The following is a 13,983-nucleotide window of genomic DNA, read 5'->3' as shown; positions in this document are numbered from 1 at the left end:
CTCGCAAATGTGTTGAGATGAAACAAGGCGTTAGCCCCTTTCTCAAATTACAGATTTGCAGTTATCTCTTTCAGATAAGCAATGGATTCTGCAATTTTTGGTGTAGGGTTATCCCAATCCCACTCATATTCTATGGTTATAACTCCTTTAAAACCAATCTGTCGCAGATGTTTCAGAGTTGCTGGCATATCAAGCACACCGGTTCCAAAAGGCACTGTGTGGGCATCCATTTCACCAAATGCGCTCATGTCTTTAAAATGCAGATATTTAATCCTGCTCTCTAAAATACTATATCCAACTATGGGGTCGATACCCGTGCGCATCCAATGGCCATTATCGGCACTAGCGCCAATAAGGCTATTTCTTCCGGCTATTGTTTCGGCTACTGTTTCTGGATTCCAATAGCGAGTTGGAGGTGGATGGTTGTGAATGGCCAACTGAATGTCATATTTTACAGTTAGCTCATCAATCAGATCCATCCAGATTGGATCTGGCTCACTGCCAATGGTCTGTATGCCCATGTCGGCCGCAAATGAGAAGAGTTGTTCCCATTCCTCTTCCGAGTTGGCAGCAACAATACCATAATTTATCATCTCAATTTGGTGTTTCTTTAGCAGCGAACGAACCAGTTCACGATCGTCATTGCTCATATTGAAATGGGTAGTACCCTCGCTGCCGGCACCAATTTTTTGTCCGGGATAGGCTTCAATATATTTCAGGTCCAGTTCCTTGGCAAAATTCAATGTTTCCTCAAAAGTGAATCGATTAAATGAATAGGCCTGAACGGCTAGTTTCCATCCATAATCCTCCCATGGAAATTTGTTGACTTGAGGCTGTTGGCACGAAATTGTCATAAGCAATAGTGAGGATAATAGTAATACTGTGATTTTTTTCATATTGGATCTATTTAAGGGTTATACTCTTTTGTTAAAGTTCCCGCAGCCAAATATTTCTATACGAAACAGCATCACCATGATCCTGAAGTCTGATGGGCAGTCTCTTTTCATGGTATTCATACTCAGGCGACCCAATGTAGATGGTAGGCCCCATTAACTCCACATGGTTTTGTATAAGTATGCCGTTGTGAAATACAGTCATATAAGCAGGGCTAACAAGGGTTTTATCCTCACCAAACCGGGGTGCTGTAAAAACTATGTCATAGGTTTGCCATTCTCCGGGTTTTAGGCCGGCATTCACTAAGGGAATGTATTGTTTATAGATACTTCCTGCCTGACCATTGTAATAAGTTTCATTTTCGTATGAGTCAAGGATCTGCACTTCGTATTTATCCATCAGAAACACCCCGCTGTTACCACGCCCCTGGCCTTCGCCACGAATAACGGCAGGCGATTGCCACTCAATATGTAACTGTACATCTGCAAAGCCCGATTTGGTGCGGATATCGCCTGTGCCAGCTTTTACAGTGAGCACGCCATCATTTATTTCCCAATTTATGGCGCTTCCATCCTGATGCTGCCAGTTGGAAAGTGTTTCATTCCCACCCAGAAGTACAATGGCATCCGATGGCGGTGCGTTGTTATGTCCGGGAGTTACTATTTCTGGCCTTCTCGACCAATCCTCAGTATCTTCAGGTTTTTGGCTATGTAATGTCATACTAAAAAGAATTGACAGAATTGTGAAAGCAATTGTTTTCATTAGTTGTTGGATTTTATTTTTAGATGCGTGGAAGTTTCCATGGTGTGCGATACTGTGGCCAGATTAGTTCGGTGGCTTTCTCGTTATTTGCAAAGACTTTTTTAGCATCGTCCCAATATAGTTTATCGCCCGTTCGATGTGCAATATTTCCCATGTGTGAGATGATGGCTATGTTTTTGCCAATTTCGATGGATCCTCTGGGTGTTTTCCTGCTGCGAATACAATCGAGAAAATCGCGCACATGGTTGGCTGCATCGTTTCCGTCGCCAGATTTTCTGGGAACTGCTTGCAAAGAACCTTCCTGTCCGGGTTTCTCCGGAATAACCTCCCATCCGCCGCGATCCACCACCAATGTACCACGGTCACCGATAAACGCAACGCCATGTCCGCGATTGTATGGACCTAAGTCGATGCCAATGGCGTGTTCCCATTGCAGCACAAAGTTATCAAACTCATAAAGCACCATCTGGGTATCGGGTGTCTCCATTGCAGCTTTGTCAATGCTGTAGTTACCTCCCAACGACATGATTGATTTTGGCATGTGGGCTTTCATTCCGTAGAGAGCAAAATCAATAAGATGTGCACCCCAATCGGTCATCAGGCCACCGCCATAATCCCAAAACCACCTGAAATGAAAGTGAAATCGGTTGGGATTGAATGGTTTTAATGGGGCAGGGCCTAACCAGAAGTCATAATCCACGCCGTTTGGAGGTGTACCATCGGGTCGTGGTGTTGGTTTAAGCCATGAGAGGTATGCCCATGTTTTTACCGTGCGTATATTACCTAGTTGTCCCGAATGCACATAATCCATTGCATCAATCCAGTGTTGCCCACTTCGTTGCCATTGACCAACCTGAACCACACGGGAGTGTTTTTTAGCGTAAGCGTCCATCACCATACATTCACCAATGGTATTGGCAAGCGGTTTTTCAACATAAATATCTATCCCGGCTTCGCACGCTTCCAAAAATGGCAAACAGTGCCAGTGATCGGGCGTTGCAATTATTACGGCATCAAGGTTGTCATTTTTAATAAGCTCCCGATAGTCGGTATATAGTTTGATGTCGGGCTCCTGAACAGATGCGTCGCCACTTTTTTCATGCACTTTCTTAAAATACTCTTTGGCGTCGTTGGCTCTTCGGTTAAGGATGTTTTGGTCTACATCACACATGGATACCAGTTCCGTGTCGGGCTGCTCCATGAAACGCATAATATTGGTCAATCCCATTCCATTTACCCCAATAACCCCGTAACGCACTTTCTTTACAGGAGAGGAACATCCTGCCAGCCCTGGTACTGATGAAACCAGACCGGCTCCGGCAATTACGGCGGCACTGGTTTTGCAAAAATTTCGTCTCGTTTGTGTCATGATGCTATTTTTTCAGTTCTTTCGAATCAATATTTTCAATATTAGTGCCTATTTTAACCTCTTACAGCGGTTCCAGGGATGGGCGTTACAAATCTCGACATATCCACATTGTCCATAGTAAGATCTTCTGGCCCCAGTTTGAGATTTGAGTTGTATATCTCATCCCATGTGATTCGTTTGCCGGTGTATGCTGATTCCCGGCCCATAATGGCCGTCAGGTTTGACAATGCTGTTTGTTCTCCTTCGTTTACATAATGGTTGGTTCGTATAGCGGTAACCAGATGTATGTGTTCTTGTATATAGGGCGAAATTTTAACGGTTGTCATCTGGTTGCCATCCTTATCTTTCGGGTATTGATATTGCCATTTGATGCTGCCATCCAGATTGTAGATGGTGTTAAAGCAGTTTGTATACCCTTTGGTTCCCATGATAATCTCACCTACACCATTGGCGCAATTATCTATTTGGCGGCACATACTGTGCGATGATATGCCGTTGCCATAGTTGAAATCTATGCTAAAAAAGTCATATTGGTCGCCCGTAACACGTCTATGCCTTCCGCCATAGCCAACGGCAGCCTGAGGCGTCATTTCCATAAACCAGTTTACAATGTCGATGTTATGGATATGGGTGTCCAGAATGTGATCGCCGCTTAACCATGTGTAATTGTTCCAATTGCGCAGCATATATTCCATATCCGTCCAGCCTTCCTGTCTGCGTCTGAACCAAACATGTTCCTGATTCCAGAAAGCTTTAGCAGCCACTGGTTTTCCGATGGCGCCATTGGCAATACGTTCGTAGGTGGCTATGTAATCGCGCTGATGCCGTCGTTGAGTGCCGGTTACTACATTTAATCCGAGCGTTTTAGCCATACGGGCAGATGCAATCACAGAACGTATGCCAACCGGGTCAACAGCCACTGGTTTTTCCATGAAAACATGTTTTTTTGCTTCTACGGCCGCTCTAAAGTGTTCAGGACGGAAAAAGGGGGGTGTTACCAGCAGAACCACATCCACATCGGACTCCATCACTTTTTTGTATCCATCCAATCCTGCAAAGCATCTGTCATCAGGTACTGTGATGTTATAGCGCTCCAGTCGTTGTCTTACATCGGCAATTTTCTCAGGAAAAACATCGGCTAGAGCTCCTACCTCAAGTCCGGGGCCGGCGCTCAAAAAATTGAGCAGGGCACCGGTTCCTCTGTGTCCGCAGCCAATAAGTCCTGCTTTAAGTTTTCGGCCATGTGGCGCATGGTCATCCAGAAGGGGGAGTCCCAGTTCTTTGGCACTTCTCTTTTTAGAACAACTCGATAAAAAGGCAGCACCAATCACTCCTGCTGTGCCGGCAATAGCTGTGCGCTCAAGAAAACTTCTTCTGTCGATATGTTTTTTGTTTTCCATGATGTCTTGATTAATTATTCAGAAATCACATTTGGGTCTGCTTCACACACCACCCTGAAGCCTACATGTCGGGCATCGGAATACCACCATACACTCTTTGGAATTTGGGGGTCGGTGCGCAGCCAGTCTTCGGTTCTTGTATGGCTGCGTGCTGCCACTCTAAGTTCTGCCGCATCATCCATAAATGAACCGCCTCGCACCACCCTCTCACGTCCACGACGAGGAGCCAGAGGATTATGTAACACTTCTTCTTCATAGTGGGCGTAGGCGTCGGGGGCATAGTAGTCCAGACAAAATTCAGCCACATTGCCAAGCATATTCACCAATCCAAAGGGATTCTCTTTGATGTCATGTGGCAAAGCAGTTCTATTTTGGCTATTCTCTTTGTAGATGGCATATTCTGATATGTTGCTTGTCTCTGGACCAAAAATTCTATTCCACCAAAAACGTGTGGAGTATTTCTTAGGACTGCCATCAAAAAAATAGGGCGTTTGCGTGCCACCTCTTGCTGCATATTCCCACTCTGCCTCGGTGGGCAATCGGTATCGCTTACCAGTCACGGCCGACAACCAACGACAATACTCCACCGCAGCGTAATGGGTCATGGTGATGGCTGGTCGTTGTCCTGTTCCCCAGCCCTGGTCGGGTGCGCCCCAGGGAGGTGTGGCTCCTGAGAATCCATCAATCTGAGCCCGCTCCTCTGTGGTTAGCCTTCCTTCCGATGAAGTGGCGTTGAACCATGCCAGAAACTCATCCCATGTAACTTCAATCCTGCCCATAAAAAAGCGGTTGATATGAACTTTTTTCTGCGGCCCTTCGTCGTCTCTTCGGTAAGGTTCGTTTTCCGGACTTCCCATTATAAAGGTGCCGGACGGAATGGCTACCATCTCAAAAGAGACGGAGGTTCCAGGAATAAACTCAGTGAAGTTTTTAAATGTATCTATTTTGGCAGCATAGGCGAAAGCTTCACCGGTCTCATCGCGCTGGCCAAAACCAACATTTTGAGCATGTACGTAGTTCGGGTTGTGATGGCCGGTGTGCATGTGACAATTCAAACAGGTCATTTCATCACGGTTACGCTCATAGTGCAAGTGACTGTCCACACCGTCTACACTTAAACCAACGGGAAACAGGTTGCTGTGACATTTTACGCACGACGATTCATAGGTAAACTTATTGGCTGCGGCCACTGTGCGTTTGGCCTCCCAGTTGTAATCTGCCGAGTCCTTGAACAGGAAGCCATATACGTCTTTGGCACCATGTTTTATTTTTGCCCATATATGTCCCTGTCCTTTTGGGGGCAAGTGGCAATCAATGCAGTTTACGACAACACCCGATTGGTTGTTGACGTGCGGCGATAGGCGCCAGCTCTCCTCCGCATGGTCATGCACATGGCACGAAAAACAATATTCATTGGTGCCGGTATAGTGAACCGCTTTGTTAAAAGGATAAATTGCGAGCAGCATGGCAATAACTCCTGCGGTAAACCAGACAAGTGGTTTTCTTCGCTGATAAAATCCGACGAGTCGGTTTATGAATTTTCTCCCAGGCATTATTTAATAAATTAGAACCACAAATTTACGTAACAATGGCTAAGCTCTTGTTAAAAGGCGCTTAGGGGTCAATTACAAGGGTATTAATTCTGTATTAACAAGGTTGTTTTTACGAGGTTAATATGTTGGTATTGAGCTTCATGGCGATGTTTGGTGGCTATTTTAGAATTTGTCTAAATTTTAGCGTTTTACAGCCTTGAGCAAAGTGGAATAAAGTATAAAAACCAACCTTTGTTAACGATTGCAAAACGCATCAAATGGTCTGGAAAACTGCTCTCCCAGTGCTTTTTCATAGTTGTCGGCAAACCATTGGTAGGTGTATTTTGCCTGGTTCACATGGTTTTGTTTCAAAAGTGCAGTTATTTTAAGTTCGAGAGCCTCTTCGTTAAATGGGTCGCCCATAAAGATGCGGTCAGATATTTTTAGTATCATATCTGTATCTTCGGAGAGTGGTGCCTCTGTGGCTTGTCTTAACAGGGTGTCAATTACTTCAGACGCCATGTGTCCTTTAAATTCATCAAGCCACTCCTCTTCCATATCCATTAGCAATGTCCCGCGTTCAATCATCTCAAAAAGAACACTGAAGGCTTCTGGATCGCCAATTGTCGATTTGTTTTTGAGTATCCGTAGCACCTCAATATAATCACAGAAAACTACCTTTCGGTCGATGGTGAGTAGCCAGTTTTCCATCTGGTTTTCTATTTTGATCCCATCCATCAGGCTCAGAACCTGCCTGAGCTTACTCATGTTAACGCCTCTGTTGTTGGTAGCGTTTTTCTTTGTATGTCCGTGCCAAAGTATCTGATTTATTTCATCGGACGAGATTCCTCGTTTTGGTTTTTGACTGTAAAGTAACAATAGAATAAACAATTGGCGCACCTTGGGTGTGAACTGAATGGAAATATCGGTACCGTCGCGCTGGATGGCCTCAAACTCACCAAATACCCTTATGCTGTTACACTTTCCATCGTGCATCGAAATATCAATGGTGTTGGTTGTTTTCGTGGTTGCAACGGTTTCCTTAACAGCAGGTTGTTTTTTTCGCTTTATAAACCAAAACAGAAGAAACAGTATCACTAATACCGGAATCACCCACATCCACTGTCGGTGAAATGGTGGTGGCTGGTAAATTGGTACCACTTCCTGATAAAGTTTCCATATCTCTTCATTTCCCAAAGGCCTGTCCCAAATGGCCAAATCATCCAGATAGCCACTCATGTAGTTATACATTTGTATGGCACGTCCAACGTGTAGTTTCCCCCTTCCCATATACGAAGGGTGTTTTTGCGAAACAACCTCAGGACGGCCATTCACAAAAATTGCCTGTTCGCCCGTACTTTTGGTATATCGCCATACCACGTGCACCCATTCGTTGGCCCGAACAACGTTGCTTCCTACAATGTCGTTGGCATAAAATCCAAAATAGGGTAAGCCGTAACGTAACTGTAAGTGCAAACCTTGCCGGTAAGTCACCTCTTCGGTACCCAAAATGGTTAAATCGCGACGTTCCTCAAGTGGAGGAGTGGTTTTTAGCCATACACTCACAGTAAAGTCATTGTTGTGAAGTCCCATTTTTTCCGCATCGGGCAGTTGAATAAAGGTGTTGTCCTGAAGAATAGCTACTTGCCCCCTTATCGGGTCTTCAATAAATTCAACACCCGAATTGTTTCCATGAAAACGCCGGGGTCCTTCATCTCTGGCACTGTTGTTAAATGGATAATAGGCCACCAGACGATAGTTCAAATCAAGTGGCATCGCAATGAAATTTTGAGACATGTCATCGCGCACATTCGTGAGTTTGGCTCTTTCGGGTATAAACCGGTAGCCGGGTTTCAATGGCTGCAGATAGAGGTCTTCGCCGGCTAAAAAGGGAAAAGAATAGTGCCCGCTGGTGATGGCTTGATAGGAGCCATCCCAACTTACATGTGATAACGGTTGTAGGTTGTAAGTAACATTTCCGCTAATGGAGTTGTGAGAGTTTAGGTTAAAAATAAGTGCTTCAAATACCGGGTGATATAAATTTCGCACAATGAAATTTGGTCGCTTACCTGTTTTCTTCCATAAATTGATAAGGTGCGAGATGAGATAGGGATTTTCATTGATGTTGAGTTTTAGGAATGGGATTTCGAGGCCGGTGGTGTCACGTGGCAGGTTGTATCCCGAAAAATACATAAACGGATTGCTAGCACGTCCTCGGGCATAGGTTCCGTGAAACTCTGGCTCCAATGCGGTCGAAAAGTGGGGTTCCACAGCGTAATCCCACAGATAGTAAAAACCAGTGGGCGCATCCTGATTTCGTTGCAAAGTGAAACAAACAATCTGTTTTCCTTTCTCTGTCATGATGTGTGTAGATGGCCAGGCGTCATGCCCATCTGCCACATAAATTTTATCAAACAGCTGATGGGTTTTCAGTGCCGTTTCCAGATAGAAAAAAGGAAAATTATAGTCTAAAAAAAGAATCAGAGCTTGCTCGGGGCGTTCATACAAAAAATGTCTGATTTGCTCCAAAAAGGTGGAAAAGGGAAACTCTTTTTGTTGAGGGGTAATTATTCGGATAATGGCAGAGTCTGTATCTACAACTAACCGCAATTGAAAACCACGTACGCCGTTTTGCAGAAGCGCGTCGGGATGCAGATTCTCTTTTTCGAGGTGGTTGTTGAGGTCTGAGTAGTTCGAAACCAGAAAAATCTGGTCTGAGAACATGGCAGGCCCACTTCGTCTACGCTGCGCATCTGTTGCTATATTAGCGATGACGAATATAAATATCAATATAAGAACACGGAGCCTTTGTCTGGTCATTTTAGCAAGATTGCAAAATTGCGCTGTGAATGTAACGATTCGCAGCGCAATTTACAATATTTAACGCGGTAGTTTTATCTCGCAACGGGCTGTTTTGGCTCGTTGATTAAATCATCAGGTTGTGTTTCTCTATATCTTTAAAGTAGTTGTAAGTTCCTACTTTGAGTTCTGCTGTAGCAGCTTCGTCACACACAATAATGCCTTTGGGGTGCAGTTGCAATGCACTAATGGTCCACATGTGGTTAACGCCCTCTTCAACGGCTTGCCGCAAAGCACGCGCTTTGTTGTGACCATTGGCAATGATTAATACTTCACGGGCATCCATCACCGTGCTTACACCCACAGTTAAAGCAGTTGTAGGCACTTTTAACGGGTCGTTGTCAAAAAAACGTGAATTTGCCAGAATGGTGTCGTAGGTGAGTGTTTTTATTCGCGTTCTCGATGTTAGTGATGAACCAGGCTCATTAAAGGCAATATGGCCATCGGGGCCTATTCCTCCCAAAAAGAGATCTACTCCTCCAAATGCGGCCATTTTCTCTTCATATTGTTTGCACTCCTCTTCCAGATTAGCGGCATTGCCATTGGGAATGTGCACGTTGCCCGGACGGATGTCTATGTGGCTGAAGAAATTTTTCCACATAAAGGAGTGGTAGCTCTGCGGATGATCCTGTGGTATCCCAATGTATTCATCCATATTAAAAGTTATCACATTGCTAAATGAAACTTTCCCGGCTTTGTGATATTCGATGAGTTTTTGATAGGTTCCCAGTGGCGATGAGCCGGTTGGAAGTCCAAGCACAAAGGGTCCGGATCCTTTATGGTTGTTAATCTTTTGAACAACATAGCTTGCTGTCCACTCCGAGATGGCCAGATAGTCCGGTTGAATAATTAGTCGCATGATTTTGATTTTGTGTTTACTAAAAGGGAAATTTTCAATGTTTTTTGTCGAAAATGGGGGTGACCACACAAATATAACCCTGTTTTTTCAATTTATCATCCGAACAATAGATGTGCGACAAACAAAAAAACTCCGCAGGAATGGTACCGGCGGAGTTTCCAATTTTATTTGTATAAGTCTATTTAAACTTCACATACTTCACATTAACCTTTGGGTTTAACTCTTCAATATCGTTGAATAGTATTACCCTGTTAAAGTTATATTCGGGTTGTGAAATGCCCAGATAGAATGGTGTAGGTTCAATTTCGCCTTTTACTACTTTTTCAAAGTAAGCCTGATTCATTCTGAAGAAATAGCGGTTTTGTAAGGCATTATAGGTGGCTCCTGCGTTTATAAAAGCGGCATGTGTCACCCCGTTTTTATCCTTACCTGTTGGGAATACCAATCTGCCGTTTTCATCTAATTGTTGAATAATTAGCTGGGTGGCAAATGGAGTTTGCAGTATTTCTGTGCTTTTCATAGCAAGCGTATCTGCAAAAAATGCCAACTCAACACCACTAATTCCAAACTTCGACGGACTGTTATCCGTGCTGATAAGTGAATCTTTCCATGCCGTATACAGAAAATCGAGGTTTAGCTCAACCCTGCTTCCTGCCATACCTTGAATGTATAAGCGATCTGCCGATGGCGTATTAAACGGTATTTTGCTGCCATGCTCATGCGTATACCGATTGAAAAAACGGGACTCTATGTTTATAGGGAAATTATATGCCATTGGGTCAACCTGAAGGAGTACTTCAGAGCCATTGTCTCTTCTTTCCCAGTATTCGCGACGGTAGTGTAATACAAGCTTCGAGCGGTCATTCATTAAATCAATTTTAATAAGAGAACCGGGTAATGATGGGTTTGAAGGGTCTTTCAATGTGATGTAAAACCCGTTGAACGCATCCTTAATTGAATCTCTGTGCGCCAAGTCTTTTGCCGATAAGTTAAAGAAACGCTCCGCCATTTCGTCGGTTAAGCGAATGGCCAATTCATGTCTGAAATTGGCCTGGTTCCAGATGGAGTCGGTAAGTCCTGCATAGGCTGAGGTGGTTTTTTCGCCCAGCAGTTCCGGGAAATAGCGACCATCCATTGGCTCATTGCTAAAGTAGCGCTGCGTACTGCTTAGTCTGTCATTTAGTTCATATACCTGTATGGTGTGTTCGGCATTTTTGTTGCCATACCACATGTCTTTGGTGTATGTCAGGTATAAAACCAGCGAATCAACAGCGAATTTCTCAGGCTCAATTTTTGACGATTCCGGATTGAACCGGAAACCCGGGTACGATTCCGTTATGTTTATTTCTGTTACGAAATCGGCTTTGGTATGTCCAAACAGAGGGTCGTTAAAATACCCGATAACGGCAAATGGATTCTGAGAGCTGCCATCTGATATAATACGTTCTGGATGTATGTTGGTGCCCCGCAATATCTCACTTTGTGTGTTGGCATCAATCAAATCGGTGGGTGGAAGTATCTCCAGACCGAGGGTTGCGGGATCGTTATCGCACGCAGTGGTGAAAAGGGCTGAAATTAATCCGATAAATAAAATGGTTGTCAGCCTGTTTTTTTTGTATTGCATACAATTGTTAAAAATGTTGTTATTTCCTTTATTGGAATAAAATTGTGCGTTTAAATTGTGTCGTAGAAGTCTTTATATGCATCTACATAAGTCTCCTCATTCTGATATCCTAGAAATGGTTTCCCGCTTTCGCTGATGTATTGGGCAATCTCCGGATGAATCTGCTCACTCCCCTGTATCACGCCGTCTGACATGTTGATGGCCAGCTTGGTGAGGTTCACATACGTAGGGTCTTCCAACAGTTTTATCTCCTTTTCATTTATGCCGAGCGCTTTTACTTTTTGTTTCATTTTTTTGTCCAGCGTTGTGCTAAATGCGTCGTCATAAACGGTGTAAACCACTTTGGCTTCCGAAAAGAATGGGTCATCATGCATGGTTTTCTTTATCAGCAAGGGTGCCAATGCTGTAAACCATCCCTGACAATGAACCAAATCTGGCGCCCATCTGAGTTTTTTTGTGGTTTCCAATACCCCGCGTGCAAAAAAGATGATACGCTCGTCGTTATCATCAAATTCAGTGCCATCGTCGTCGGCAATGGTGTTTTTTCTTTGAAAATAATCTTCATTGTCGATAAAGTAGACCTGCATTCGGGCTGCCTGAATGGAAGCTACTTTAATGATAAGTGGATGATCCGTGTCATTTATAATAAGGTTCATTCCGGAAAGACGGATGACTTCATGAAGCTGGTTGCGTCGTTCGTTAATGGATCCAAAGCGCGGCATGAATGTTCTTATTTCTTTCCCCCTTTCCTGAATTCCCTGTGGAAGATTGCGCGCTAAAACCGACATTGCGTTTTCTGGAAGATAAGGTGTAATTTCCTGGGAGATGAATAAGACTTTGGTTTTTTCCATTTCTTTTTAGAAAAAGTTGATACTGGTTGTGGTGGCCTTTTATGATACGACGACCAAAAAATAAAATGGTTGCAAGCAACGGCATACTTACCGGCAGAAACCATTTCTGTTGTTTACTTGTGGGGACAATCTATCCACCACAAATGCTATTTTAAAGCAATGACTTTGCAAAAATATAAAAAATATGGTTCTAAAACAAAGAGAGTTATCACGGTGTATGCGCTTATTTGCGCCTGATTCGGGTGGTTTAGGCTCTTTTTTTATTCATAATGAAAGGATTTTTAAGGTTTCATTTTTTTATTGTTTGACATTTATTCCTTTATTTTGCCCCGTTTTTTTATTCCTAAAGTAATGGAAGTATTGGAATCGTCCGCTGCATTGGCAGATAGGATTAGAGAACTTAAAGCATCAGGTAAAATAATTGGCTTTGTGCCTACCATGGGCGCCCTGCATGAAGGGCACATCTCTCTGGTGGAAGAAGCCGGCATGCAGTCTGATGTGGTTGTGGTCAGCATTTTTGTGAATCCCACACAATTCAACAACCCAGATGATTTAAAACGGTATCCGCGAGATTTGCAGAAGGATCTTGACTTGCTGAAACCCACCCCGTGTGAACTTGTTTTTGCGCCAACTGTTAAAGATATATACCCTGAACCTGATAATCGGTTTTTTGACTTTGGCCTTATCGATAAGGTCATGGAAGGATTTTATCGTCCCGGACATTTCAATGGTGTGGCACAGGTTGTCAGCCGTTTGTTCGATTTGGTGAAACCCGACAAAGCCTTTTTCGGTTTAAAGGATTTTCAGCAGCTTGCAGTTATTAATGACATGGTGCGACAGCTTAAATACGATATCGAAATAGTGCCATGTGCCATTATTCGGGAACCCGACGGTTTGGCAATGAGCTCAAGAAATCAGCTGTTGACGGCCGCACAGCGAAAAAATGCACCAATAATAGCACAAACATTGTTTGATTCTTGTAATTTTGCAAAGTCCAACAGTATAAACGGTACTGTGGAATTTGTCACTCAAAGCATAAACAGTGCACCGGAACTGGAAGTTGAGTATTTTGAAATAGTGGATGGAGATACTTTGCAGTCTGTGCAAAACTGGGAAGAAAGCGATTACATAGTAGGCTGTATCGCAGTTTTTGCCGGTGAAATAAGGCTTATTGATAACGTGATTTACAAAAAAAACATGTCATGAACATTCATGTTGTGAAGTCAAAGTTACACAATGTAACTGTAACGGAGGCCAATCTGAACTATGTGGGAAGCATCACCATTGATGAGGAGTTAATGGAAGCGGCCAACATTCTGGAGAACGAGAAGGTTCAGGTGGTTAATAATAACAACGGGGAGCGAATCGAGACTTATGTCATTAAAGGGGAGCGGGGATCTGGTGTTATTTGTCTTAATGGCGCAGCAGCCCGTAAAGTAGCTGTCGGAGACGTGGTTATCATCATTACCTATGCTATCATGTCCTATGAAGAAGCAAAAACATTTTCGCCAATCTTTATTTTTCCCGATACAGCTACAAACAAACTTATTTAATCGCTCAAAAGGGCATTAAGTAATGCTAAATCATAAAGCCGGTTTTCTTTCGAAGGCCGGTTTTTTAGTGCGTATCCGAAAAGTTTTTACATTTTTGTATAAAATACAGAAGATAGCAGACTCACTTTTTAAGAATAGTGATATTTGTATCACCAATCAAAGAGTATGAAGTCTGTTCATCCAGCATTACAACAAGATTTTTAAGTTTGTGAGGAGATTTATATCCTTAAGTGCGGCCACTTGCCATGTTTGTGTATGGTGTATGCATGAAAGGAGATGA

Annotated in this window: 11 protein-coding genes; 2 read left to right on the top strand and 9 right to left on the bottom strand. The window is 43.5% G+C overall.

Annotated elements, in window-relative coordinates; genetic code table 11:
* Positions 1-47 precede the first annotated feature (47 nt).
* From ALKIM_RS0107140 to ALKIM_RS0107100, 9 genes are all read right to left on the bottom strand, one after another.
* Complete coding sequence (locus tag ALKIM_RS0107140) at positions 48-896, bottom strand: sugar phosphate isomerase/epimerase family protein (RefSeq protein WP_026474036.1); 849 nt, start codon at positions 894-896, stop codon at positions 48-50.
* Positions 897-927: 31 nt separating this feature from the next.
* A complete protein-coding gene (locus ALKIM_RS0107135; protein WP_026474035.1) occupies positions 928-1,656 on the bottom strand; it encodes a 3-keto-disaccharide hydrolase in 729 nt (242 codons plus the stop codon).
* Between the two features lie 19 nt (positions 1,657-1,675).
* Positions 1,676-3,025, bottom strand: coding sequence for a Gfo/Idh/MocA family protein (locus ALKIM_RS0107130; protein ID WP_026474034.1), 1,350 nt, complete (start codon positions 3,023-3,025; stop codon positions 1,676-1,678).
* A 53-nt stretch (positions 3,026-3,078) separates the two neighbouring features.
* On the bottom strand, positions 3,079-4,425 hold the full coding sequence (locus ALKIM_RS0107125) for a Gfo/Idh/MocA family protein (RefSeq protein ID WP_026474033.1): 1,347 nt from the start codon (positions 4,423-4,425) through the stop codon (positions 3,079-3,081).
* Between the two features lie 14 nt (positions 4,426-4,439).
* Entirely contained in the window at positions 4,440-5,978 is a 1,539-nt protein-coding gene (locus tag ALKIM_RS0107120; protein ID WP_052345463.1) for an SUMF1/EgtB/PvdO family nonheme iron enzyme, read from the bottom strand.
* 234 nt (positions 5,979-6,212) lie between these two features.
* On the bottom strand, positions 6,213-8,777 hold the full coding sequence (locus ALKIM_RS0107115; RefSeq protein ID WP_026474031.1) for a LamG-like jellyroll fold domain-containing protein: 2,565 nt from the start codon (positions 8,775-8,777) through the stop codon (positions 6,213-6,215).
* A 106-nt stretch (positions 8,778-8,883) separates the two neighbouring features.
* Positions 8,884-9,675 (bottom strand): glucosamine-6-phosphate deaminase, encoded by a 792-nt coding sequence (nagB, locus tag ALKIM_RS0107110; protein WP_026474030.1) that lies wholly within the window; start codon positions 9,673-9,675, stop codon positions 8,884-8,886.
* A 178-nt stretch (positions 9,676-9,853) separates the two neighbouring features.
* Positions 9,854-11,299: a DUF4270 family protein gene (locus tag ALKIM_RS0107105; RefSeq protein ID WP_026474029.1), complete on the bottom strand. Its 1,446-nt coding sequence runs from the start codon at positions 11,297-11,299 to the stop codon at positions 9,854-9,856.
* A 50-nt stretch (positions 11,300-11,349) separates the two neighbouring features.
* Positions 11,350-12,150 carry a glycogen/starch synthase gene (locus ALKIM_RS0107100; RefSeq protein WP_026474028.1) on the bottom strand — a complete coding sequence of 267 codons (801 nt, stop codon included), beginning with the start codon at positions 12,148-12,150 and terminating at the stop codon, positions 11,350-11,352.
* A gap of 351 nt (positions 12,151-12,501) precedes the next feature.
* On the opposite strand from ALKIM_RS0107100, the gene panC reads away from it, so the two are divergent.
* Entirely contained in the window at positions 12,502-13,356 is an 855-nt protein-coding gene (gene panC / locus ALKIM_RS0107095; RefSeq protein WP_026474027.1) for a pantoate--beta-alanine ligase, read from the top strand.
* A complete protein-coding gene (gene panD, locus ALKIM_RS0107090) occupies positions 13,353-13,703 on the top strand; it encodes an aspartate 1-decarboxylase (protein ID WP_026474026.1) in 351 nt (116 codons plus the stop codon). The genes panC and panD overlap by 4 nt, the downstream gene beginning before the upstream one ends.
* The last annotated feature ends 280 nt before the right edge of the window (positions 13,704-13,983 follow it).

This window comes from Alkaliflexus imshenetskii DSM 15055 (assembly GCF_000517065.1).
Classification (GTDB): domain Bacteria; phylum Bacteroidota; class Bacteroidia; order Bacteroidales; family Marinilabiliaceae; genus Alkaliflexus; species Alkaliflexus imshenetskii.
The sequence above is the reverse complement of the archived record's forward strand: the minus strand, read 5'-3'. Positions and strand labels throughout refer to the sequence as shown.

Bases quoted from the DNA above. Each gene is read 5' to 3' on its own strand.
- ALKIM_RS0107140 (WP_026474036.1), bottom strand. From the start codon at position 896: ATGAAAAAAATCACAGTATTACTATTATCCTCACTATTGCTTATGACA.
- ALKIM_RS0107135 (WP_026474035.1), bottom strand. From the start codon at position 1,656: ATGAAAACAATTGCTTTCACAATTCTGTCAATTCTTTTTAGTATGACA.
- ALKIM_RS0107130 (WP_026474034.1), bottom strand. From the start codon at position 3,025: ATGACACAAACGAGACGAAATTTTTGCAAAACCAGTGCCGCCGTAATT.
- ALKIM_RS0107125 (WP_026474033.1), bottom strand. From the start codon at position 4,425: ATGGAAAACAAAAAACATATCGACAGAAGAAGTTTTCTTGAGCGCACA.
- ALKIM_RS0107120 (WP_052345463.1), bottom strand. From the start codon at position 5,978: ATGCCTGGGAGAAAATTCATAAACCGACTCGTCGGATTTTATCAGCGA.
- ALKIM_RS0107115 (WP_026474031.1), bottom strand. From the start codon at position 8,777: ATGACCAGACAAAGGCTCCGTGTTCTTATATTGATATTTATATTCGTC.
- nagB (WP_026474030.1), bottom strand. From the start codon at position 9,675: ATGCGACTAATTATTCAACCGGACTATCTGGCCATCTCGGAGTGGACA.
- ALKIM_RS0107105 (WP_026474029.1), bottom strand. From the start codon at position 11,299: ATGCAATACAAAAAAAACAGGCTGACAACCATTTTATTTATCGGATTA.
- ALKIM_RS0107100 (WP_026474028.1), bottom strand. From the start codon at position 12,150: ATGGAAAAAACCAAAGTCTTATTCATCTCCCAGGAAATTACACCTTAT.
- panC (WP_026474027.1), top strand. From the start codon at position 12,502: ATGGAAGTATTGGAATCGTCCGCTGCATTGGCAGATAGGATTAGAGAA.
- panD (WP_026474026.1), top strand. From the start codon at position 13,353: ATGAACATTCATGTTGTGAAGTCAAAGTTACACAATGTAACTGTAACG.